Below are 21,351 nucleotides of genomic sequence, written 5' to 3'. Positions count from 1 at the left end.
GGCGGACCGAGGACCGGTCCATTGTCAACGGAAGATCGGTTGGCCGGCCAGGAGCAGTTCCCGCAGCCGGGCGCTGATCAGGAATTCGGCTCGGATGTCGGGGTCGAGGTCGTCGAGTACCCGTGCCGCCAGCTGTTTGATCTCGCGTGGCTCGCCGTTCTCACGGAGCACGAACTCGCGGCGGCCGCGGTCGAACATGACGATGACCGGTGCCTGGAGGTCGGCGAGCATCGCATCGTGGCCCGTGTCCGACTCGATCTGCCGGCCGCCGACCTCGAACACGCCCTCGGTCTCCCCGCCGAAGATCCATTCGTCGATCTCCACGGTGCCGTCGACGACCAGGAGCGCGTCTCCGAGGATCAGGCGTCGCGCCCGAAGGGGCCCGCGCACCGCATAGATCGAGTGGACCTCCTCGCTGAGATCGAGGGTGCCCCGGACCGTCAGCCCACCCCCGAACAGCACCATCTCGGTGTCGCCCTGCTCCTCCGCACGAGCCTCCACATCGAACTCGTCGACCGTGACGAGCCCCTCGTACATCTCGACCTCGCTCGTGTAACCGTCGAACCAGGCGCGGGTGAGCAGTTCGTCGGCCTGCCCTGCGGTGATCCTCATGGCGGTGGTGGCATCCCTTCGACGACCCGGGCAGGCAACCTGCCTCGTCAGCGTAGTTCGAGCTGGACGCCGTCCTCGCCGAGGTAGCGGACCAGGTCATCGAAGGTGACGGCGGGCAGCCAGCTCTTGCGGTCGAAGCCGGGGACCAGGTGGGTGCGCGCGACCTCGGACTCGTGCCAGATCATGCGGAACCCGGGGGTCGCACCGCCGTCGCCGGTGGCAGCGTTCTCGTGCAACCAGAAGAGATCGCCGCCGAACCAGCCGCCAGGGCCGTTGATCGCCTCACCGATCGCGCAGAAGAAGGCGTCGAAGTCGGTGACGTGGCGGCCGTCCAGGTGGTAAACCCTGCCCGCGGGCTTGTCCGGGGCGTACCTCCGGTGAGCCGCGGCGGCTCGCACCCAGAGATAGCGATCGCTGCGATCGAGCTTCGCCCACAGGTTCGGCCCGGTGGGGCCGCCGGCACGCCACATGTCCCAGAGCGGACGGTCGTTGGCCGCCAGCGGCTCCGGGATCCGCGCGTCCAAGGTGATGTCGACCAGGTCGTCACCGACGGCGGACGGGCCGACGGCCACAACCCTGCCGTGCACACGGCTTCCCCAGCCCATCTTGTGGGCCGTGCCGTCGACACGCACATGTGCCAACTCAGCCTGGACAGATCCGGTGAGCCCGGGAGTGCAACCCAGCAAGGTCACCGGTGGACCCGATGGCCAGATTTCCGGCCGCTCGTGGAACAGGCCGGCGATGCCCCGGCACTCGCCGACCGGTGTCGTCTCGAGTTCAGACCCGTTGACCGCCGGCCATACGGCCAGCCGATAGCCGGAGACAGCGGGCGCGACAGTGCCGCCACGATTGTTGTCCTGTACACGGCGGTGGCCTTCGAGGTCGACGTCGAGCAGGCCGGACCCGTCCGCGGCAGGCCGCTGTCCGACGACACGGACATCGAGCAACTCCTCCCCCGTGGAGTAGCACTCATAACAGTCAGGCCCGCAGGCTTCGCTCACCGGCCGACCGCCCAGGTGCGCTCCGTTGATGAGGAAGTTGCCGAACCAGGCCGGTCCCGTTCCGTCGATCGCGGCGAGCAGTGGTCCGGCCGGCGCGCAGCTCAACAGGGTGTAACGCTCGTACGCCGGCTCCACCGGGAACTTGCGGTCGACGAAGAGCCCGTCGATGTCCGTACATTCGACAGCAGTGGCACCGGTCTCCGCATCGAGGAGCCGCCAGCGCAGGGGGATCGGCACGCACCGACCTTAGAGCGACCGGCAACAGGCTTTCAAGATCCATATTCCCTGGTACGACCGATGGAGCCCCGTGGGCAGGCCTCGCGGCCTCGTTGCCGTGCCGGTCTCGCGCGAGGCCCGTGCTCCCTGCGGGCCGCTGCCGCGCGCCGCGGTCCATGGTCCGCCGGGTCGTGCTCAGCCCGGAACGCCATGGCTGTCCCGCTCGGCCGGTTGACAGGCGATCGTCGCCGGTTGACCGTTCGTGATCAGAGGCCGGCGGCGCGGACCTCGGTGTGCAGGGTCTGGGCGGCGTCGATCAGCTCGCTGAGGTCGCCGGCGGCCGATGCCAGGGTCACGTACACGTGCTCGACACCCGCCTCGGCCAGCGCCGCGATGTCCTCGACCACCTGCTTGACGCTGCCGGCGTACGGCTGACGCCCCTGTGACGGCACCTCGGCCAGGCTGCGCACAGCGACCTGGAAGACACACCCGATCCCGGCCGGGTCCCGGCCGGCCTCGGCCGCCCGGGCGCGCAGGTCCGCCAGGACCGGGCCGACCCGCTGCGGCGCGATCGCGGTGGGCAGCCAGCCGTCGGCGCGGCGGGCGATCCGGCCCAGCGCCGTCCGGTTCGAACCGGCCAGATAGATCGGCACCCGCCGGGCGGGCTTCGGATTCACCCGGCTCGGCGCCAGGCGGTAGCGATCATTCCGGTACGAGACCGGGTCCGGCCCCCAGACCGCCTCGGCGATGTCGAGGAACTCGTCGAGCGCCCTGCCCCGCTCGGCGATCGGCCGCGGCGCCGTCGCCTGGAACTCGTCGATCGACCAGCCGCTGCCCAGCCCGGCGATCACCCGCCCGCCGGCCGCCGCGTCCAGGGTGGCCAGGCTGCGGGCGAGCCGCAGCGGCAGGTGCAGTCCGGGCACGAGCACGCCCGTGCCGAGTTCGACCCGGCGGGTCACGGCCGCCGCCAGGGTCAGGGTGACCAGCGCGTCCGCGACGTGTGAGTAGCTCTCCGGCCAGGGCAGGTCCGGGATGTTGTACAGGCCGTGCTCGCCGCTGGTGTCCTCCGGGGACAGGATCCGCTCGTAGGCCCAGAGGCTGTCGAAGCCGATCTCCTCGGCCGCCCGCGCGAACTCGGTGACGTCGCGCGCCGGATCGTACTGCCTGGCCTGTGGAAGGGTGACCCCGAGCCGCATGACCCACAGCCTAACGGGCGCGACCGGTCCTCAGAGGTCACGCGGGTGGTAGTCCAGGGACAGCACGTCCTGTCGGCGCTGGTCGAGGTACCAGCTTCCGGTCTCGTCCAGGTCGATGGTGTGCCGCAGCACGTCCGAGCGGCCGGCGGGCAGTTCGCCGAGCACCTCGCCGCGTGGGGAGACGAGCATGCTCGGGCAGTGCTGGTCGGGGTGGGCGATGTTGGACGAGGCGAGGAAGCGCTGATTCTCGGCTGCCCGGCTGATCAGGTGACTGCGCCAGACGCCCTCGGGCTCGCGGGTGTTGGCGGCGTTGGTGAGGTAGACGAACAGCCGGGCCTCGGCGGCCGCGAGGTGCTGCCACTGCTCCGGGAAGCGGATCTCGCGGCACAGCTGCACACCCGCGGTGATCTTCCCTTGCGGATGCGGGATGTCGACGGTCGGCAGCCGGTCCCCCGCGAGCAGGCGGCCGCGTTCGTTCATCGCGAGGTTGATCTTGCGGTAGACCTGGTGGTCGCCCTCGGCCGGGAAGAACAGGCCGGCGTTGCACCATCCGCCGTTCCACGGCAGCAGCGAGCCGCAGAAGACCTGCACCCGCTTGCCGGCCGCGAGCCGAGCCACCCGGGTGACCGCGTGATCGACCTCAGCGGGGTCCAGCGTGTCCAGCGGGGTCAGGTCCTCGCCGTAGCCGGACAGCATTCCCTCCGGCAGTACGACCACGTCACCGGGACGGGTCCGGCCGAGCACTTCCCGCACGGTGCCCAGATTGGCGTCGACGTTCCAGACGGCGGGAACCTGGGCGATCACGATGGACATCTGCACCCGATCATCCTGTACGACCACGGGTGCCATCGGTGTCACGGGGACCCCCCGCCGCCGGTGACGTGCCCACTCGCGGGCACAGCAGCGTGGCGAGGTTCTCCGCGAAATCCTCTTCGACCGGAAGCCGGCGCAGCAGCACCCGCACCCAGACCGCGCCCGCGAGCGCGTCGATCACGAGCATCGGGTCGGTGCCGTCCGGGAGTTCGCCACGTGCCGCGGCGCGCCTGAAGATGGGCAGCTCAGCGGCGAGACGGTCGGCGAAGAAGGTCTGGACGAGCGCGGCCAGTTCCGGGTTCTGTGACGCGGCGCCGAGCGCGGCGGCCGCGAGGGCTGCCGAGGACGACTCGGTGAGCACGTCGACCAGGGCACGGACCAGGGCGGTGAGATCACCGTGCAGGCTGCCGGTGTCCGGCACGGCGAACCGTAGCAGGGGTGCCCCGCCGAGCGCCGCGCCCAGCAGGGCGGGCTTGGAGGGCCACCAGCGGTAGATGGTGGTCTTGTTGACGCCGGCGCGGTCCGCGACGCCTTCGATCGTGAGCCTCTCGTAGCCGCGCTCGGCGAGCAGTCGCAGGGTCGCGTCGAAGATCTCGGCGCTACGACGGGGACCACTCTGCATGGGCATGGCCGCTACTCTAGCCTCAAATGCAACGCAACGTTGCGTTGCATTTGAGGCCGACGACGGAGGAGTGACATGACCGCAACGGTGTTCGTCCATGGCATACGGCTCAGCCACACGATGTGGAATCCGGTCGCCGCGCTGGTCGGCGGGCGCACCGCCGCTCCGGATCTGCCCGGACACGGGGAGCGGCGGGCAGAGCCGTTCACCGTCGACGGGGCGGTGAACGCCATCGTGACCGCCATCGACGCCGTCGGCGGCCGGGCCGTGCTCGTCGGGCACTCTCTCGGTGGCTACCTGGCGATCGCCACCGCCGGCCGGCACCCCGACCGGGTCGCCGCCCTCGTCGCGGGCGGCTGCACCGTCCAGCCGCAGGGGCTCTTCCTCGCCACGTTCCGGCTCGTCGCGCGGCTTGCGGCCGGCCGGCCGGAGCTCGCCGACCGGCTCAGCGCGCGCGGTTTCCGGCGAGCCCTGCCGGGCCCGGTCGCCGACGCGATGACCGCGGGCGGGGTGCGCTGCGCGGTGATGCCCGAAGTGGTGTCGGAGCTGGCCGCCCTGGACGCGGTCGCGCATCTGCGTCGCTACCCGGGACCGGCGCTGCTGTTCAACGGCGCGCGGGACCCCTTCCGTACCGAGGAGAGAAGGTTTCTGCTGGCCGCGGCCGACGGCCGCCTCGTGACCGTGCCCCGTCGCGGCCACATCGGCGTGATGGCCGAGACCGCGACGCTCGCCGGGCTCGTCAGGGCGCAGATCGCGGCGGCCTAGGTTCTACCGCGGGCGGTGCCAGCGCAGCCAGGCAGCCTGGCCTCCGTCAACGAGCAGGTCGGTGCCGGTGATGTAGCGCGAGTCAGGCCCGGTCAGGAACGCGGCCGCTTCGGCGATCTCGGCCGGCGTTCCGGTCCGCCCGATACCGCAGGCGTCGAGCATCGCCATCATCTGTTCGCCGGAAGCCGACCTCTGCTCGGCTTCGGCCATCGCGGTGGAGACGACGCCGGGGCTGATCGTGTTGATCCGGGCGCCACGCCGGTTGTAGGCGAGCGCCGCGGCCTGAACCCGGACCTGGTTGGCGCGTTTGGCCACGATGTAGGCGGCCACCGGGTCGTCGCCGAGCGACGTGACCACGTCCAGGGTGAGCAGTTCATCGGCCGGCGCGATCGCCAGAGCACGCTCGGCAGCGGGGCTGAGCTGGGCATAGTGACCGGCCATGCTGGCCACGCACACCACTGACAGGCCGGGTACGGCCAGTTGCTCGAACGCGTCGATCACGTACGCGGTCCCGGCCAGGTCCACCTCCAGGATCCTGGCGACGGTGGAGGTCGCCGCGGAGACACCGGCGGTGTGCACCACTGCGGTCGGGCGGCCTGCCGCGGTGGCGGCTTCGGCGAGTTCGTTCACCGACGTCCGGTCCGCGATGTCGGTCACCCGGCCGAGGACGCGGTAGCCCTCGGCGCGCAGGGCGGCGACGGCCCGGTCCAGGTGGTCCGGGAACGCATCGGCGAGCAGGACCGTGCGGCCGCTGCCGATACGGCGGGCGACCGCGGTGCCCATGCCGCCGGCTCCGGTGATGACGACGACGTCGGACGTACTCATCGGGTCTCCTCGGTGGCCAGGGACCCTTCGACGACCTTCACGCCTGGACCAGGCGGATCGCCGCGGCGGGGCAGGCCGCGGCGGCATCACGGACGGCGTCGTGGTGCTCGGGTCCGGGTTCGCGGTCGAGGACGATCGCGACGCCGTCGACGTCGCGCTGGTCGAACACGTCCGGGGCGGCCATCACGCACTGGCCGGCGGCGACGCACTTCCTCTCGTCGAATTCGATCCTCACGGTCCGCTCCCTCACCAGGTGACCGGCAGCGACTTGAGGCCGTACGCGACCCCGTCCATCGCGAACGGAACCTCTTCGAACGGCACGGCCAGGGCCAGGGTGGGGATCCGCCGATAGAGGGTGCTGTAGGCGACCTGCAGCTCGACCCGGGCCAGGGACTGACCGAGGCACTGGTGGGGGCCGAACCCGAAGGCGTGGTGCGAACGCGCGCGGCGGGTCAGGTCGAGGCGGTCCGGCTCGGGGTATTCGGCGGGGTCGTAGTTGGCGCCGGCCAGGTCGAAGACGACGCCGTCACCGGCTCTGATGGTGGTGCCGTGCAGTTCGATGTCCTCGATCGCGATGCGCCGGATGCCGCTGTGCACGATCGTCAGATAGCGCAGCAACTCCTCGACCGCACCGGCGACGAACTTCGGGTCGTCGCTGTTGTCCCGCAGCAGGGCGAGTTGCCCGGGGTTGTGCAGCAGGGCGAGCGTGCCCAGGGAGATCATGCTGGCGCTGGTCTCGTGGCCGGCGATCAGGATGGCGGCGCCCATGGTGACGGCCTCGGCGTGGGTCATCTCGCCGGCCTTGACCCGGGCACCCATCTCGGACAGTACGTCGTCGGCGGGCTCGGCCATCCTCTTCACCAGCAGCGCGCCGAGGTATTCGCCGAGCTCCCGGCTGGATCGCGCGGCGTCCTCCGGATCGGTGTCGTGGCTGATCGCCCGGTGGCTCGCGGCCTGGAAGAACTCGTGGTCCTCGTAGGGCGCGCCGAGAATCCGGGTGATCACCAGGGTGGGGACCGGCAGGCCGATCGTCTGGACGAGGTCGGCGGGTTTCGGGCCGGCGAGCAGGTCGTCGATCAGGGAGTCGAGGATCTCCTGGATGCGGGGACGCAGCAGCTCGACGCGTTTGACCAGGAACGGGGCGTTGACCGTACGACGCAGCCGGGTGTGCTGTGGCGGATCGGTGTTGGTGATCAGCTCGGGGATGTGCGGGGCCATCGCCGCCCGGGACCTGGTCATGTGCGGATAGCCGGGCCGCTTCTCGTCGATGCTCAGCCGCGGGTCGTTGAGCAGCGCGCGCTGGTCGGCGTGCCGGGTGATGAACCACGGCTCGCTGCCGTCCCAGATCCGCACCCTGCCGAGCGGGGGCATGTCACGCACCGCCGGAGCGGGGGCGAACGGGCAGCGGGCCTCGCGCTGCATCGGATAGTACGGTGCGCCGGGCATCGGTCTCCTCAACGAGAAGTAGGGATGAACCCATGCAAACAAATCCGGCTGACGCGTCCTGGACACCAACCTGACAAAACCCGGACGTGTCCCAAGTCACATCGAAGGCGGCTGCTCGTCAGCGATGGATGATGCGGCGCGCCGGCAGACCACCAAGGATTGCGGCATGCCGATGCGCGCGTGGATGCCGGGGGTCGAAACGGCTGCCGGCTACCGGCGGGCCTGGCTCGGCCGCGACGTGACGGCCGGCCTGGTGCTCACCACCCTGCTGGTGCCACAGGGCATGGCGTACGCCGAACTGGCCGGCCTGCCCCCGATCACCGGCCTGTACACGACGATGCTCTGCCTGCTGGCGTACGCCGTCTTCGGGCCCTCGCGCACCCTGGTGCTGGGGCCGGACTCGTCGCTCGGCCCGATGATCGCCGCGGTGCTCGTCGGGGTGCTCGGCTCCGGCGGCGACCCGGTCAAGGCGATCGCGCTCGGTTCGATGCTCGCACTGCTCGTCGGTGTGTTGATGACGGTGGCCGGCGTGACCGGCCTGGGCTTCGTCGCCGACCTGCTGTCCAAGCCCACCCGGATCGGCTACATGTGCGGGCTGGCGCTGACCATCCTGGTCAGCCAGTTGCCGAAGCTGTGCGGATTCTCCGTGGACGCGGACGGGCTGATCCCGGAGGCGACGGCCTTCGTCCGCGGCGTCGCGGCGGGCGAGATCGTGCCGGCCGCGCTGCTCGTCGGCGGTTCCGGGATCGCCCTGATCAAGGTGCTGCAATGGTGGCTGCCGAAGGTGCCCGGTGTGCTGGCGACCGTGGTCGTCTCGATCATCGCCGTCTCGGTGTTCGGCCTGGAAGGTAACGGGGTCGAGTTGGTCGGCGCGCTGCCGCAGGGCCTGCCCCGGCTGACCGTGCCGCACGTCTCCTGGTCGGACCTGGGCGTGCTGCTCGGCGGCGCGGTCGGGATCGCCCTGGTGTCGCTGACCGACACGATCTCCAACGCGTCGGCGTACGCCGCCCGCAGCGGCCAGGAGGTGCGAGGCAATCAGGAGATGATCGGCATCGGCACGGCCAACATCGCCGCCTCCCTCTTCCAGGGCTTCCCGGTCAGCACCAGCGCCTCGCGCACCGCCGTGGCCGAGCAGTCGGGCGCGAAGTCCCAGCTCACCGGAGTGGTCGGGGCCGTCACCATCGGCCTGATCCTGCTGTTCGTGCCGGGCCTGCTGCGCAACCTCCCGCTGCCCATCCTTGCCGCCGTGGTCATCGCGGCCTCGATGTCGATGGTCGACCTGCCCGCCCTCAGGCGGCTGCGGCAACAGCGCCGGACGGAGTTCAGCCTGGCGGTGGTGGCCTTCCTGGCCGTGGCGCTGCTGGGCGTGCTGGCCGGCATCGCGGTGGCGGTCGCGCTCTCCGTGCTCAACATCTTCCGGCGGGCCTGGTGGCCCTATCAGGCGGTGCTCGGGCGAGCGGCGGGCGTGAGCGGCTACCACGACGTACAGGTGTACCCGGACGCCGAGCACCTCCCCGGTCTGGTGCTGTTCCGGTTCGACGCTCCGCTGTTCTTCGCCAACTCCCGGGTGTTCCGCGAGCACATCCGCCGGCTGGCCCGCACCGACCCGCGGCCGACGTGGATCGTCATCGCGGCGGAGCCGATCACCGACATCGACACCACCGCGGCGGACATGCTGGAAGAGCTGGACGAAGAGCTGACCGCCGCCGGCATCACGCTGGTCTTCGCCGAGTTGAAGTCCATGGTCCGCGCGAAGGTCGACCGTTACAAGCTGACCCGGACGATCGATCCCACGCGCTTCTTCCCGACGCTGGACGACGCCGTGGCCTCCTACGCCGCCCGCACCGGCGCCGACTGGTCGCGCTGATGGTGTTCCCGTCCGGGAGCGGTCGGTCTCGGGTCAGGGGCGCCAGGTGTCGCCGAGGGTCACCACCCCGCTGCTGGGCACCGTGGCGGTCCGGTTGGCGCCGGATTCCCAGGTGACACTGCCGTCGGCGTTCTTGCGCAGGTACTTGTACTCGAACCGGGTGCCGGGCGGCAGTGCGACCGTACCGGTCCAGACCGGGTAGTCGGCCGGCGAGAGCGCCACCGCGCTCGCCGGGGCCCAGTTGCCCAGGATCGCCTGGTTGCCGGTGACGAAGATGTTCTGGCCGACGCTGGTGGTGGCGTTGACCCGGAACGAGGCGCTGGTGGTGGAACTGGCGGTGGTGGCGCCGACGTAGAGGGCGACCGCGTCACCCGCGCCGATCGTCGCGGTGAACTGGCCGGCGGAGTTGACCGTGTACGTCGTACCCGTGCAGCCGCCGTTCGCCGGTTTGCCGTGCTGCACGTCGCAGTAGGTGCCCGCGGGCAGCGACGTCTGGAAGGTGCGGGTCAGCGAACCGCTCTCGTGGTTGATCGCCAGGTAGCCCTTGCTGCCCCGGCCGAAGGCGATCTGGTCACCCCCGTTGTCCCACCAGTTCGTGACCGCGGTGCCCCGGACGGCGTTGCGGAAGGCCACCATGTTGCCGATCTGCGGCCACGCGTGCTGACACTTCCAGCCGTCCGAATAGCAGGCGTTGACCGTGCCGTTGTTCGGCGGCCCGGCGTCGGTGTCGCTGAACTCGTAGCCGGAGTTGATGTCCGGTGCGCCGTACGGGTAGGCCAGGGTGAAGACCTGCGCGAGGGTGTACGCGGAGCCGTTCTTGTAGCTGAGGGTGTCGCCGACCCGCTCGGTGTCGTGGTTGTCGACGAACACGCTGGCCTTGTCGCTCGGCAGGTAACCCCAGGGGGTGCCGAAGTTCTTCAGGTAGGCGAGGTTCTCGTTGAGGAACACCCGCTTGAGGTCGCGGGCGAACCTGAACTCCTGGACGTCGCCGTTTCCGTTGTATTCGGTCGGCTGCACGGCCTCGCCCGAGCCGAAGATGACCTCCTGCTTCCAGTACGCGCCGGGATTGTTCAGCCGGGCCTTGATCGCCGCGAGGTCGGCGGCGGCGATGTGCTTGGCGCCGTCGACACGGAAGCCGTCGACACCGAGCGACGCCAGGTCGTTGATGTACCCGGCGATCTTGCCGCGCACGTAGTCGCTGCCGGTGTTCAGGTCGGCGAGGTTGACGAGTTCGCACTCCTGCACATTGACGCGGTTCGTGTAGTCGCTGACCGGGTTGCGGCAGGAGTGGAAGTCCGCGTTCGAGTACCACCCGGGGTAGTTGTACTTGGTGAACACGGTGCCGCCGGTCCCGGTGCCCGAGACGGCGCTCATGTGGTTGATCACGGTGTCCGCGATGACCTTGACGCCGGCGGCGTGACAAGTGTTGACCATGGAGGTGAACGCGGCCCGGTTACCGAGGCGCCCTGCGATGTTGTACGAGACCGGCTGGTACGAGGTCCACCACTGGGCACCCTGAATGTGCTCCTGCGGCGGCGAGACCTGCACGAAGCCGTAGCCGAGCGGGCCCAGCGTGTTGGTGCACTCGCGAGCCACCGAGGCGAACGACCACTCGAACATCACAGCGGTGACGTCCTTGTTGCCTACCGGCGCCGCCTCGGCGTCGAGGCCGGTCATGACGGAGACGACGCCGAAGCCGCCGACACCGAGGGTGAGGGTGGCGGCGGCGAGCACGGAGGCGAGCCGCCTCCGTCGCCGCGGGCGGCGTGGCATGGCCGGCTGCTGGGAGTCCACATCGACCTCCTGGGGGGATACGGGGCATGCGGGGACGGGCGGTGGAGACGACGCACCTTGCTGCAACAGGGCTGAAACTTTCTGAAAACACTTGCGGCAAAGATAGATATCAGCCAGTAGCCCGTCAAGACCTCGCAGACGCTCCGGCGTCCCGTGCCGCTACCCGTCGAGGCGCAGCAGCGGCACCGCCAGCCGCTCGCCGAGTTCGGCGAACGTGATGCCGTAGGTCTCCCGGACGACGACGCCCTCGGGGGCGATGACGAAGGTGGCCAGGTCCGTGTAGACACGATCGACACAGCCGAGCCCGGTCAGCGGATACGTGCAGTCCGGGACCAGCTTCGGGGTGCCGTCCTTGGCGAAGAGCGTCATCATCACGTAGACGTTCTTCGCGCCGACCGCCAGATCCATCGCACCGCCGACGGCCGGGATCGCGTCCGGTTCGCCGGTGTGCCAGTTGGCGAGGTCGCCGCGCGCCGACACCTGGAAGGCACCGAGCACACAGACGTCCAGGTGGCCGCCGCGCATCATGGCGAACGAGTCGGCGTGGTGGAAGTACGCCGATCCGGGCAGCTCGGTCACCGGGACCTTGCCGGCGTTGATCAGGTCCGGGTCGATCAGGGCGCCGGTCGCGGCCGGACCCATGTTGAGCATGCCGTTCTCGGTGTGCAGGACGATGCCCGCGTCGGCCGGCAGGTGGTCCGCGACCAGGGTGGGCTGGCCGATCCCCAGGTTCACGAAGGAGCCGGGCCGGATGTCGCGAGCCACCAGAGCCGCCATCTCATGCTTGTCGAGGCTCATGCCGCCACCTCCGCTGCGCTCCGGCGTCGACATGAGCCAACAACTGAGCCAACCGATTCGCTCGCAAGCTCGCTCATACCGCCACCTCCGCTGCGCTCCGGCGTCGACATGAGCTGACAACTGAGCCAACCGACTCGCTCGCAAGCTCGCTCATGCCGCCACCACCCGGTCGACGTAGATGCTCGGGGTCACGATCGCTTCCGGGTCGAGCTCGCCGGTCTCGACGATCTCGCTCACCTGGGCGATCACCAGCTCCCCGGCGGTCGCCATGACCGGGCCGAAGTTCCGGGCGGTCTTGCGGTAGACCAGGTTGCCCATCCGGTCCGAGCGGTGGGCGCCGATCAGCGCCACGTCGCCCTTGATCGGGTACTCCAGGACGTACGTCCGCCCTTCGATCTCCCTGATCTCCTTGCCCTCGGCGAGCGGTGTGCCGACCGCGGTCGGGCAGTAGAACGCGCCGATGCCCGCGCCGGCGGCGCGCATCCTCTCGGCGAGATTGCCCTGCGGCACCACCTCGAGTTCGATCCTCCCGGCCCGGTAGAGGCCGTCGAAGACCCACGAGTCGGACTGTCGCGGGAACGAGCAGATCATCTTGCGTACGCGGCCCTTCGCCAGCAGCGCGGCGAGCCCCGTATCACCGTTGCCGGCGTTGTTGGAGACCACGGTGAGGTCGGTGGCGCCCTGCCCGATCAGCGCGTCGATCAGCTGCACCGGCATCCCGGCCAGCCCGAAGCCACCGATCAGCACGGTCGACCCGTCGCGGATTCCGGCGACCGCCTCCGCGACGGTGTCGCAACAGACCGCGGTCATGCGACGTTCTCGAGCACCACGGCGAGGGCCTGGCCGACGCCGATGCAGATCGCGGCCACGCCCCAGCGGCCCCCGGACTCCCTGAGGCGGGCGGCGAGGGTGCCGAGGATCCGGCCGCCGGAGGCGCCGAGCGGGTGTCCGATAGCGATCGCCCCGCCCTTGGCGTTGACCAGCTCCGGATCGATGTCCCAGGCGTCGACGCAGGCGACCGACTGCACCGCGAACGCCTCGTTCAGCTCGACCGCGGTCACGTCGTTCCAGGTGATCCCGGCCCGGGCGAGGGCCTGGTCGGCGGCCTCGACCGGCGCGAACCCGAACATCCGCGGCTCGACGGCGCAGACGCCACGACCGGCGATCCGGGCGATCGGGGTCAGCCCGATCCGTTCGGCGGCCGCGGAGGAGCCCAGCAGGATCGCGGAGGCGCCGTCGTTGAGCGGGGACGCGTTACCGGCCGTGATCGTTCCATCGGGGCGGAACGAGGGCTTGAGCCCGGCCAGCTTCGCCGCGCTGCTGTCCGGCCGGATGCTCTCGTCACGGGTGAGACCACCGGCCGGAACCGTCAGGTCGTCGTAGAAGCCCTCGTCCCAGGCCCTGGCCGCCAGCAGGTGCGAACGCGCGGCGAAGGCGTCCTGCCGCTCGCGGGAGATCCCGAACTTCTCGCCGAGCAACTCGTTGCACTCGCCCAGCGAGATCGTCCACTCCTTCGGCATGTTCTCGTTGACCAGCCGCCAGCCCAGGGTGGTCGACACCGCGGTCACGTTCCCCGCCGGGAACGCCTTCGACGGCTTGGGCAGCACCCACGGTGCCCGCGTCATCGACTCCACCCCGCCGGCCACGACCACGTCGGCGTCGCCGGACTCGATCGTGCGGGAGCCGATGATCGCCGCGTCCAGCGACGAGCCGCAGAGCCGGTTGACCGTGGTGGCCGGCACCGAGACCGGGAGCCCGGCGAGGAGCACCGCCATCCGGCCGACGTTGCGGTTGTCCTCGCCGGCCTGGTTGGCGCAACCCCACACGACGTCGCCGATCGCCGCCGGGTCGAGGCCGGGAGCCTTCTTCAGTACGCCCTTCAGGGCGGTCGCGGCGAGGTCGTCCGGGCGGGCCTCGGCGAGAGCGCCACCGAACCGGCCGAACGGGGTACGGGTCGCGGCGTAGAGGTACGCGGAAGTCATGTCCCCAACGTAGGCCGCGCGGACCGATCGAGACCAATACTGAATCATGCGCGATTGATAACCTGTGTGCATGGAACTACGGCATCTGCGCTCGTTCGCGGCGCTCGCCGAGGAGCTGCACTTCGGCCGGGCCGCCGAGCGGCTGCACATCGCCCAGCCGGCGTTGTCGCAGCAGGTCAAGCAGCTGGAGCGGGAGTTCGGCGTGGAGCTGGTCAGCCGGACCACCCGCCGCGTCGAGCTGACCGAGGCCGGCCGCCGCTTCGCCGAGCACGCCCGCGCCGTGCTCGGCTCGGCCGACCGGGCGGCCGCCGAGATGGCCCTGGTCGCGGCGGGCCGGGCGGGGCGGGTGTCGGTCGGCTTCATCGGCACCGCGACGTACGACCTGCTTCCCCAGGCGACCCGCGAGGTGCACCGGCTGCTTCCGGACATCCGGCTGGAGCTGCACGGCGAGCTGCTCAGCCCGGCCCTGGTCGACGGCCTGGCCGACGGTACGTACGACCTGGTGGTGCTCCGGCCCGACGGCGCACCGCGGCCCGGGATCGACGTCCGCGTCCTGCGCGCCGAGCCGCTGGTCGCGGTCCTGCCCGACCGCCATCCCCGCGCCGCCCAGGACTGTGTCGAGCTGGCCGACCTGGCCGCCGAGCCGTTCGTCATGCACTTCTCCGGCCACCGCTCGTCGATCCACGAGCACGTCCTGGCCGCCTGCGCCGCCGCCGGTTTCCAGCCGGCTTCGATCATGGAGGTGGGCGAGACCGCCACGCTGGTCGTCTTCGTCGCCGCCGGGCTGGGCGTCGCCCTGGTCCCCGAGCCGGTCCGCAGCCTCGCCCTCGACGGCGTCGCCTACGTCCCGCTGGCCCGCCCGGTCACCGTCGACCTGGCGATCGCCACCCGAGCTCGGGAGTCCTCCCCCGCCGTCCGCGAGGTCGCCGGGATCATCGCGCTGCTCAGAACCGATGATCTTTAATTGAGGGACCGTGACACCCCCGAGAGGCCGCCTTGCTCGCTGATCTGCCCACGCCCTGCGTGACCGTCGACGCGGACGTTCTCGACCGCAACCTGCGGGCCATGGCCGCGCACACCGCCGGGCTCGGTCTCGCGCTGCGCCCGCACGCGAAGACCCACAAGTGTGTCGAGATCGCTCGCCGCCAGGTCGAGCTGGGCGCGACCGGCCTGACCGTGGCCACCGTCAGCGAGGCAGAGATCTTCGCCGATGGTGGCCTGTCCGACCTGTTCATCGCGTACCCCGTCTGGCCCTCGCCGCAACGGGCCGCCCGCCTGCGGGCCCTCGCCGACCGGGTCGCGCTGCGGGTCGGCGTCGACTCCGCGCAGAGCGCGCAGGCCCTGGCCCGGGTGCTGCCCGGCCTGGAGGTCCTGATCGAGGTGGACAGCGGGCATCACCGCAGCGGCGTGGCGCCCGAGGCGGCCGGCGGCGTCGCCGTCGCGGCCCAGCGCGCCGGACTCTCCGTACGCGGAATCTTCACCTTCCCCGGGCACGGCTACGGCCCCGGCCGCCAGAAGCAGGCCGCCGACGACGAGGCCGCGGCCCTGGAAGCGGCCGCCGGCGCGGTGACCGCCGAGGGCCTGGAGGCGGCCGTCCGCAGCGGCGGTTCCACCCCGACGGCGGCCCTGACCGGCGGCACGCTCACCGAGCTGCGCCCGGGCGTCTACGTCTTCGGCGACGCGCAGCAGCTCGAGCTGGGCACCTGCACCTGGGACGAGATCGCCCTGAGCGTGGCGTCCACCGTGGTCAGCCGCTCCGGCCAGAAGATCATCCTTGACGCCGGCAGCAAGGTTCTCGGCGCCGACCAGCAGGTCTGGGCGACGGGCGGCGGCCGCCTCCTCGACCACCCGGACGCCCGGATCACCGCCCTCTCCGAACACCACGCCACGGTGGTGCTTCCCGACGGCGCTCCGGTCCCACACCTCGGCGAGGTCCTCCGGGTGGTCCCGAACCACGTCTGCGCCACCGTCAACCTGGCCGACGAGCTGATCGTCGTCTCGGGCGGCACCGAGGTCGACCGCTGGCCGGTCGCCGCCCGCGGCGCCAACACCTGAGGACCGCAACAGCCTCAAGATCGTTCACACCGCCTCGCCGGCCGCCTCTTCAGGCTGGTCGCGGCGAGCCGCACCGTCACGGACCCGGCGGCCGTTCCTCCCGGCGCACGGTGAACAGCTCGCCGGGCTGGCATCGCAGCACGTCGCACAGGGCGGTGAGGGTGCTGAACCGAACCGCCCGCGCCCGCCCGTTCTTGAGGACGGAGAGGTTCGCCAGGGTGATGCCGACCCGGTCGGCCAGCTCGGTCAGCGTGATCCCCCGCTCGGCCAGCAGCTTGTCGAGGTGCACCTCGACCCGGTGGTCGTCCTCCGGCGGCATCACACCACCCCGTCGAGTTCGGCGCGCAGCATCCGCCCGCGACGCAGGACCTCGCCGATCGCGAACGCTCCGAAGCCGCAGAACAGCCACGCGAACGGCACCAGGAAGTCCATGCTCGCGTACGTCCCGCCGACCCCGGCGGTGCCGCTGAGCGCGAACCGGGCGACGAACTCCACCACCCAGACCACCGGGCCGCCGACGACCAGCAGCAGGCCGAGCCGCCGGAACCCGCCGGCCATCCCCGGCCCGAACGGATCTTCGCGGCGTGCGCGGCCGACCGAGCGCCACAGCAGCACCAGCGCCGCCAGGATCAGCAGCTGCCGGGGCAGCGTCGTCAGGATCGCCCAGGTCAGCTGGGCGCCGTCCGGATCCTCGACCCGCAGGTGCAGGACGTTGCCGAGGCTCACCCCGGGCGGCGCGCCGACCAGCGCGTCGGGACGCAACGCTCCGTCGCTCGCGACGTCCACCTCGAGCGCCCGGCCGGACAGCGTCGCGATCACACCGCCGACGACGGCGAGACCGGTCCCGGTCACCGCGAACAGCAGCAGGCTGTGCAGCTCGTCCAGCCAGTCAGGCCGGCGCAGGTTGTCGATGAGCCTCATCCGTGCCCCCATATCGATAGTCGATGTATCGATATTCGATAACGCGGCGAGGTTTGTCAACCTCCCCGCCGGTGATAGGGCGGGCCGGCCGGGTCGTGCATCCTGCCGCGGTAGATCCCGTGGCGCAGCTCCGAGGTGTACTCGGCCAGTTCGGGCATGCCCAGGCGGGCGGCCTCGGCCAGCTCGGCCTCGACGTCGTACGGCACGCGGACGAACTGGACGGAGAACGACGCGGGCGTCTCGGCGCCGAGAACTCCTTCGAGAATGACGTAGACCGGAGTGGCGTCCTCCATCGCGTTGCCGACCGAACCGGTGTTGAACAGGGTGCGACCGTCCGTACCGACCTCGTAGAACGGGTCGTGGGTGTCGCCGTACCCGACGACGACCGGCTCGGGGCCGGAACCGGTCGCCGGGGTGTTGGCGAACATGCCGAGGAACTCCGCCTCGTCGTGGTCGAACCGCACCCGGTTGTGCACGCTCGACGCGGACGCGTGGAAGAGCCGGACCCGCCGCCCGCTGAGCCAGAAGTCATGACAGAACGGCAGGCCGCGCAGCCACTCCCCCTGCCCCTCCCCGAGCTGCGCCAGCCACCAGCGCATCCCCTCGGTGTCGTAGGTCCGGGCCGGGTCGGGCAGGAAATCGTCCCAGTTGCCGAGGATGTTGACCGCGCACCGCCGCCGGCACAGGTCGACCACCTCACGCCCACGCGGGCCCTTGCCGACGTAATCGCCAAGGTTGTAGATCTGTTCGATGCCGCGGGCGTCGATGTCGGCCAGCACCGCTTCCAGCGCGGTCAGGTTGCCGTGGACGTCGGAGATCAGCGCGATGCGGTCCAGCCTGGGCACCCCATGATCCTAGGACCGGCCGGCACCCGGATCTCGCATCGTGCGCGACGCGTCACACAACGGTCAGCAGGCGGAACTCGTTGCCGTCCGGGTCGAGGAGCCGGCCGTCGTCCTCGATCGTCGCCCCGAGGGCGACCAGGCGCTCGATCTCGGACTGCCGGGCCTCGTCGTCCGGCACGATCAGGTCGAGGCGCAGCCGGTCGGTGCCGGTCCTCGGCATCAGCGGCGGGCCACCCCAGGTGATCTTCGAGCCGCCGCGCGGTGACCGGATCGCGGTTTCCTGGTCCTGATCCCAGACCAGGGGCCAGTCCAGGGCGGCACTCCAGAAGTAGCCGAGCGCCTGGGTGCCGTCGCAGGACAGCGCCCCGACGAAGCCGCAGCCGGCGAGGAAGTTGTTACCCGGCTCGATGACGCAGAACTCGTTGCCCTCCGGATCGGCGAGCACCACGTGGTCCTCCTCCGGGAGCTGACCGATGTCGAGGTGCCGGCCGCCGAGCTCCAGCGCCCGGGCGACGGTCCGCTCCTGGTGCTCCCACGACGTACTCGTCAGATCGAAATGCATCAGGTTCCGGCCGGTCCTCGGCGCCCGGCCGGGCTCGAAGCGGATCCGGAACCCGGGGTCGTCGCCCGGCAGCAGGTCGGTGTCGGCGGCGATCTCCCGACCGAGAAGCTCGCCCCAGAAGAAGGCGAGCCGCTCCGGCTGGTCGGCGGCGATGCTGAGCGCGTACAGCTGACTGGCCATGGCGCGCAGCGTAGACAGCCGGGCGCCGGCCCGCAGCCGATATTTCGCACGGACGTCACGCTACGGAACTTTTCGGTCTTGTCGGACGACCTACCTGCGGAAACAGAAAACGGGGGACAGATGACCGAGGAACGCGGAAGACTCAACCCCAAGGGAGAAAGCCTGAGCTCTCCCTTCCGGGTTCGACACCATGGCGGCACCTTGATCGTCACCACGCGTCGCCGCCGCCCCGTGCCGCGGCAGGAACACCTCCGGGTCCGGGGCTGGGTGCCGGCCGGGCTGCTGCTGATGCTCGCCACGACCCTGCTCGTCACCGGGGTGCCGCTCGACGAGCACGAACGGGCCGGCCCCTGCCCGGACCGGCTGTCGCAGGCTCTGTCGAGCGGTGGGCGAACCCTGCGCGTGCGCCCCGAGCCCCCGGTCGGCGACACGAGGCTGATCCACCTCTGCGCGGAATCCGCCGTACGGAAATGGTCCATGGCCATCAACGGCATCGCCACGCCGGTGCAGCCGGTCTCCGATCGGCTGGCTTTGGCCGCCGCCCCCACCGGGCACAGATTGACCGTGACCACGGTCCTGACCAGCGGTGGCACCGTCCGCTTCGGCTTCTCGTTCTAAAGCCGCTGATCCCTCCCCCGCCCTGCTCCGCCCACTCGAAATCCTCGGCACAAAACCGTCGGTCACTTCGCCTGCTCGAGGTCCGCGGCACGAGCCCGCCGGTACGCCGCGATCACCAGCGCTGCCGTCAACACGCCGACGGTCACGTCGCTGACGAGCGCCGCCTGCGCCGACACCGGCCGGTAGGCGGGAGCGAGGAAAGCCCCGGCCGCGGCGGCGATCAGGCCGGCGGACCAGCCGGTCACGACATGCCGCCGCATCCAACCGGCGCGCCGGGACCAGACCCCGACCAGCATCAGGACGGTTCCACCGGCCACGACCCACGCACCGACGCCGGGCCGGCCGGAGACGAACCACAGACCCAGGTGGACACCGAGAACGAGCAGCCCGAACAGCAGCGGATGCGGAACGAAACCCACGCGCCGCCGCAACGTGCGCCGCCACCGTGGCAGCATCGCCGCGCCGACCAACAGGAGCACCACTGCCACCGCGAGCCCCGCCTGAGCCGGGGCGAGCAGGAAGCCCTTTCGCCCGTCCTCGTCGTCCGAGAAGATCATCAGGCTACCGAGCAGGTACAGCACGCCGAGGCCCAGCAGCCCGCGCCCGCCCAGCCACGGCCGGTCGCGATACGGCGGCCGCACGACCGCCTCCACCAGCATGATCGGTGCGCAGATGCTCAGCAGGACGTGGTTGCCGACATAGGTGATCGCCTGCTCGACACTGAACCCGAACACCGGCACCAGGGTCGCGTTCGCTCCCGGTGCCAGGTCGGCGAACTCGGTGTCGTCGAGAAAGCCGGGGTTGAACAACGACTGGTCCACCAGGGCCGCCTGCACGACACCGAACGCCGCGGCAAGCAGCACGATGACCGGCCAGCCACCGCCCGTACGGCGAGAAGTCTCCCGGATGAGCACCGCGGCGCCACCGTAAAGCGGCCCCAGAAACAGAATCACCATCGGATAGTCGGCGACGGCGAACCCGCCCCAGGAACATTCGGCGGTCCACGGAGCAAGCACCAACAACGCGACCGCCGGCACCCAGCCACGCCATCGCCGCCGCGGCTCGGTCACCTGCTCGGATGCGTCCGGTCCTGCCGCGGCACGACTGTCCACCTGCTCGTCCTCCCGGCTCGAAACGCGGGCCTCGCCCATTCGGCGCCAACCCCCATCAGGACCGGCACGAATCGAACTCTCCCGGTCTCATACCGGCGGCCACAGCTGCCATCGGGCTATTCCCACCAGACCAAAGTCGACGGCGAACACCGCAGGACGGCGGCCGGGCGGCGACGCTCGAGGCCGCGCTGAGGACTCAAGCGAGGCGTTCGCCAACGCGGCTGTCCGCGCCGCGTGCCACCATTGCGCGGTGATACGTGTGGAGATCAACGGCGAGTCCGCGACGGTCGAAGCGGTGCATCGGGCAGCCACATGGAACTACGGTCACTACACCTCCATGCAGGTGCGTGACGGGGCGGTCGCCGGCCTCTCCCTCCACCTGCGCCGATTGAGCGAAAGCTCCGCCGTGCTCTTCCCGGCTGCCGCCCCGCCGTCAGGTGACCGGGTCAGGACCCTCGTCGACCATGCGCTGGGTGACCTGGACGATGCCACGGTCCAGGTCACCGTCCTTCCGGACCCGGCCAGCAGGGCCGGCACCGACATCATGGTGTCCGTCTCCGAGCCGGTCGAGGACGCGGCCCGCCCACCCCTGCGGGTCCGGACCGTTCAGTACGAGCGAGAACTCCCCGAGCTCAAGCACCTGGCGACGCTGGGCCTGGCCTACCATCGCCTGCGGGCTCGCGAGGCCGGCTTCGACGACGCGCTCCTCACCGCGCCGGACGGCTCCTTGCGTGAGGGCTCGGCGTGGAACATCGCCTTCTGGGACGGTGCCGAGGTCGTCTGGCCCGAGGGTCCTCTCCTGGCCGGCATCACCATGCAGGTACTCCGGCTCGGCCTGCGCCGGCTCGGCGTTCCCGACACGACCCGCCGCGTGACGCGCGATTCGCTGGACCGGATGACAGGCGCCGCCGCAACCAATTCACACTGTCCGGCACAGCCGATCGCCGCGATCGACGAGATGTTCCTCCCCGAGGATCAGGGACTCACCGACCTGCTCCGCCGCGCCTGGCAGCAGGCGGACTGGGAACCGATCGCGCCGACGGGCCAGGGGGCGGCTCGACACCCTTACCGTTCGCGGCGAAAGCCCTGATTTCTTCGATCCCGAGTACCGATCACCGAAT

General features: G+C 70.7%; 23 protein-coding genes. 6 read left to right on the top strand and 17 right to left on the bottom strand.

The features are described from left to right. Window positions 1-24: 24 nt before the first annotated feature. The 5 genes from CHC09_RS34855 to CHC09_RS34835 form a co-directional block, all read right to left on the bottom strand. On the bottom strand, window positions 25-612 hold the full coding sequence (locus CHC09_RS34855; protein ID WP_089297518.1) for a hypothetical protein: 588 nt from the start codon (window positions 610-612) through the stop codon (window positions 25-27). A gap of 47 nt (window positions 613-659) precedes the next feature. Next, a complete protein-coding gene (locus CHC09_RS34850) occupies window positions 660-1,850 on the bottom strand; it encodes a barstar family protein (protein ID WP_089297517.1) in 1,191 nt (396 codons plus the stop codon). A gap of 245 nt (window positions 1,851-2,095) precedes the next feature. After that, window positions 2,096-3,025 carry a TIGR03619 family F420-dependent LLM class oxidoreductase gene (locus CHC09_RS34845; protein ID WP_089297516.1) on the bottom strand — a complete coding sequence of 310 codons (930 nt, stop codon included), beginning with the start codon at window positions 3,023-3,025 and terminating at the stop codon, window positions 2,096-2,098. 30 nt (window positions 3,026-3,055) lie between these two features. Continuing rightward, window positions 3,056-3,838, bottom strand: a complete 783-nt coding sequence (locus CHC09_RS34840; protein WP_089297559.1) for a carbon-nitrogen hydrolase family protein — start codon at window positions 3,836-3,838, stop codon at window positions 3,056-3,058. Between the two features lie 10 nt (window positions 3,839-3,848). Further along, on the bottom strand, window positions 3,849-4,466 hold the full coding sequence (locus tag CHC09_RS34835) for a TetR/AcrR family transcriptional regulator (protein ID WP_089297515.1): 618 nt from the start codon (window positions 4,464-4,466) through the stop codon (window positions 3,849-3,851). Between the two features lie 69 nt (window positions 4,467-4,535). On the opposite strand from CHC09_RS34835, the gene CHC09_RS34830 reads away from it, so the two are divergent. After that, window positions 4,536-5,225 (top strand): alpha/beta fold hydrolase, encoded by a 690-nt coding sequence (locus tag CHC09_RS34830; RefSeq protein ID WP_089297514.1) that lies wholly within the window; start codon window positions 4,536-4,538, stop codon window positions 5,223-5,225. 3 nt (window positions 5,226-5,228) lie between these two features. On the opposite strand, the gene CHC09_RS34825 is transcribed toward CHC09_RS34830, so the two are convergent. Genes CHC09_RS34825 through CHC09_RS34815 form a run of 3 tightly spaced genes read right to left on the bottom strand, consistent with a single transcriptional unit; the run spans window position 5,229 to window position 7,496 of the window. Then, complete coding sequence (locus CHC09_RS34825; RefSeq protein ID WP_089297513.1) at window positions 5,229-6,050, bottom strand: SDR family oxidoreductase; 822 nt, start codon at window positions 6,048-6,050, stop codon at window positions 5,229-5,231. A 37-nt stretch (window positions 6,051-6,087) separates the two neighbouring features. Beyond that, complete coding sequence (locus CHC09_RS34820) at window positions 6,088-6,285, bottom strand: ferredoxin (RefSeq protein ID WP_089297512.1); 198 nt, start codon at window positions 6,283-6,285, stop codon at window positions 6,088-6,090. Between the two features lie 11 nt (window positions 6,286-6,296). Then, complete coding sequence (locus CHC09_RS34815; RefSeq protein ID WP_239138693.1) at window positions 6,297-7,496, bottom strand: cytochrome P450; 1,200 nt, start codon at window positions 7,494-7,496, stop codon at window positions 6,297-6,299. A gap of 166 nt (window positions 7,497-7,662) precedes the next feature. Here CHC09_RS34815 and CHC09_RS34810 point away from each other — a divergent pair, with 166 nt between their 5' ends. After that, window positions 7,663-9,363, top strand: a complete 1,701-nt coding sequence (locus CHC09_RS34810) for a SulP family inorganic anion transporter (RefSeq protein WP_239138694.1) — start codon at window positions 7,663-7,665, stop codon at window positions 9,361-9,363. 33 nt (window positions 9,364-9,396) lie between these two features. On the opposite strand, the gene CHC09_RS34805 is transcribed toward CHC09_RS34810, so the two are convergent. The 4 genes from CHC09_RS34805 to CHC09_RS34790 form a co-directional block, all read right to left on the bottom strand. Next, the gene (locus CHC09_RS34805; protein ID WP_239138695.1) at window positions 9,397-11,157 is read right to left on the bottom strand and encodes a carbohydrate-binding module family 20 domain-containing protein; all 1,761 of its coding nucleotides are present in this window, start codon (window positions 11,155-11,157) and stop codon (window positions 9,397-9,399) included. Window positions 11,158-11,316: 159 nt separating this feature from the next. Further along, complete coding sequence (locus CHC09_RS34800) at window positions 11,317-11,955, bottom strand: 3-oxoacid CoA-transferase subunit B (protein ID WP_089297511.1); 639 nt, start codon at window positions 11,953-11,955, stop codon at window positions 11,317-11,319. A gap of 150 nt (window positions 11,956-12,105) precedes the next feature. Beyond that, window positions 12,106-12,765, bottom strand: coding sequence for a 3-oxoacid CoA-transferase subunit A (locus CHC09_RS34795; RefSeq protein ID WP_089297510.1), 660 nt, complete (start codon window positions 12,763-12,765; stop codon window positions 12,106-12,108). Beyond that, on the bottom strand, window positions 12,762-13,937 hold the full coding sequence (locus CHC09_RS34790) for a thiolase family protein (protein WP_089297509.1): 1,176 nt from the start codon (window positions 13,935-13,937) through the stop codon (window positions 12,762-12,764). Before CHC09_RS34790 ends, CHC09_RS34795 begins: the two co-directional genes overlap by 4 nt. Before the next feature lie 70 nt (window positions 13,938-14,007). On the opposite strand from CHC09_RS34790, the gene CHC09_RS34785 reads away from it, so the two are divergent. Both CHC09_RS34785 and CHC09_RS34780 read left to right on the top strand, forming a co-directional pair. Beyond that, window positions 14,008-14,901, top strand: a complete 894-nt coding sequence (locus CHC09_RS34785; RefSeq protein ID WP_089297508.1) for a LysR substrate-binding domain-containing protein — start codon at window positions 14,008-14,010, stop codon at window positions 14,899-14,901. 32 nt (window positions 14,902-14,933) lie between these two features. Then, on the top strand, window positions 14,934-15,992 hold the full coding sequence (locus CHC09_RS34780; protein ID WP_089297507.1) for an alanine racemase: 1,059 nt from the start codon (window positions 14,934-14,936) through the stop codon (window positions 15,990-15,992). A 76-nt stretch (window positions 15,993-16,068) separates the two neighbouring features. Here the strand turns inward: CHC09_RS34780 and CHC09_RS34775 are convergent, their stop codons facing one another. From CHC09_RS34775 to CHC09_RS34760, 4 genes are read right to left on the bottom strand one after another with little or no spacing between them, the layout of a single operon-like run. Continuing rightward, window positions 16,069-16,311: a helix-turn-helix domain-containing protein gene (locus CHC09_RS34775; protein WP_089297506.1), complete on the bottom strand. Its 243-nt coding sequence runs from the start codon at window positions 16,309-16,311 to the stop codon at window positions 16,069-16,071. Next, a complete protein-coding gene (locus CHC09_RS34770; RefSeq protein ID WP_179277412.1) occupies window positions 16,311-16,913 on the bottom strand; it encodes a DUF2975 domain-containing protein in 603 nt (200 codons plus the stop codon). The genes CHC09_RS34775 and CHC09_RS34770 overlap by 1 nt, the downstream gene beginning before the upstream one ends. Before the next feature lie 56 nt (window positions 16,914-16,969). Further along, the gene (locus tag CHC09_RS34765) at window positions 16,970-17,758 is read right to left on the bottom strand and encodes a metallophosphoesterase family protein (RefSeq protein ID WP_089297504.1); all 789 of its coding nucleotides are present in this window, start codon (window positions 17,756-17,758) and stop codon (window positions 16,970-16,972) included. Window positions 17,759-17,810: 52 nt separating this feature from the next. Further along, the gene (locus CHC09_RS34760) at window positions 17,811-18,500 is read right to left on the bottom strand and encodes a VOC family protein (protein ID WP_089297503.1); all 690 of its coding nucleotides are present in this window, start codon (window positions 18,498-18,500) and stop codon (window positions 17,811-17,813) included. 201 nt (window positions 18,501-18,701) lie between these two features. On the opposite strand from CHC09_RS34760, the gene CHC09_RS34755 reads away from it, so the two are divergent. Then, window positions 18,702-19,118, top strand: coding sequence for a hypothetical protein (locus CHC09_RS34755; protein ID WP_143232775.1), 417 nt, complete (start codon window positions 18,702-18,704; stop codon window positions 19,116-19,118). A 62-nt stretch (window positions 19,119-19,180) separates the two neighbouring features. On the opposite strand, the gene CHC09_RS34750 is transcribed toward CHC09_RS34755, so the two are convergent. Further along, on the bottom strand, window positions 19,181-20,269 hold the full coding sequence (locus CHC09_RS34750; protein ID WP_089297501.1) for a hypothetical protein: 1,089 nt from the start codon (window positions 20,267-20,269) through the stop codon (window positions 19,181-19,183). Between the two features lie 211 nt (window positions 20,270-20,480). Between CHC09_RS34750 and CHC09_RS34745 the strand changes: the two genes are divergently transcribed. Then, window positions 20,481-21,320, top strand: a complete 840-nt coding sequence (locus tag CHC09_RS34745) for an aminotransferase class IV (protein WP_179277411.1) — start codon at window positions 20,481-20,483, stop codon at window positions 21,318-21,320. Window positions 21,321-21,351: the final 31 nt, after the last annotated feature.

Origin of the sequence: Actinoplanes regularis (genome assembly GCF_900188005.1) — a bacterium.
Lineage (GTDB): Bacteria > Actinomycetota > Actinomycetes > Mycobacteriales > Micromonosporaceae > Actinoplanes > Actinoplanes regularis.
Note: the sequence above shows the minus strand (reverse complement) of the source record. Positions and strands in the feature narration are given on the sequence as shown.

Coding starts and splice junctions, on each gene's coding strand:
- CHC09_RS34845 (WP_089297516.1), bottom strand. CDS start 3,025: ATGCGGCTCGGGGTCACCCTTCCACAGGCCAGGCAGTACGATCCGGCG.
- CHC09_RS34830 (WP_089297514.1), top strand. CDS start 4,536: ATGACCGCAACGGTGTTCGTCCATGGCATACGGCTCAGCCACACGATG.
- CHC09_RS34795 (WP_089297510.1), bottom strand. CDS start 12,765: ATGACCGCGGTCTGTTGCGACACCGTCGCGGAGGCGGTCGCCGGAATC.
- CHC09_RS34840 (WP_089297559.1), bottom strand. CDS start 3,838: ATGTCCATCGTGATCGCCCAGGTTCCCGCCGTCTGGAACGTCGACGCC.
- CHC09_RS34810 (WP_239138694.1), top strand. CDS start 7,663: ATGCCGATGCGCGCGTGGATGCCGGGGGTCGAAACGGCTGCCGGCTAC.
- CHC09_RS34790 (WP_089297509.1), bottom strand. CDS start 13,937: ATGACTTCCGCGTACCTCTACGCCGCGACCCGTACCCCGTTCGGCCGG.
- CHC09_RS34800 (WP_089297511.1), bottom strand. CDS start 11,955: ATGAGCCTCGACAAGCATGAGATGGCGGCTCTGGTGGCTCGCGACATC.
- CHC09_RS34785 (WP_089297508.1), top strand. CDS start 14,008: ATGGAACTACGGCATCTGCGCTCGTTCGCGGCGCTCGCCGAGGAGCTG.
- CHC09_RS34855 (WP_089297518.1), bottom strand. CDS start 612: ATGAGGATCACCGCAGGGCAGGCCGACGAACTGCTCACCCGCGCCTGG.
- CHC09_RS34770 (WP_179277412.1), bottom strand. CDS start 16,913: ATGAGGCTCATCGACAACCTGCGCCGGCCTGACTGGCTGGACGAGCTG.
- CHC09_RS34815 (WP_239138693.1), bottom strand. CDS start 7,496: ATGCCCGGCGCACCGTACTATCCGATGCAGCGCGAGGCCCGCTGCCCG.
- CHC09_RS34825 (WP_089297513.1), bottom strand. CDS start 6,050: ATGAGTACGTCCGACGTCGTCGTCATCACCGGAGCCGGCGGCATGGGC.
- CHC09_RS34835 (WP_089297515.1), bottom strand. CDS start 4,466: ATGCCCATGCAGAGTGGTCCCCGTCGTAGCGCCGAGATCTTCGACGCG.
- CHC09_RS34750 (WP_089297501.1), bottom strand. CDS start 20,269: ATGGGCGAGGCCCGCGTTTCGAGCCGGGAGGACGAGCAGGTGGACAGT.
- CHC09_RS34775 (WP_089297506.1), bottom strand. CDS start 16,311: ATGCCGCCGGAGGACGACCACCGGGTCGAGGTGCACCTCGACAAGCTG.
- CHC09_RS34760 (WP_089297503.1), bottom strand. CDS start 18,500: ATGGCCAGTCAGCTGTACGCGCTCAGCATCGCCGCCGACCAGCCGGAG.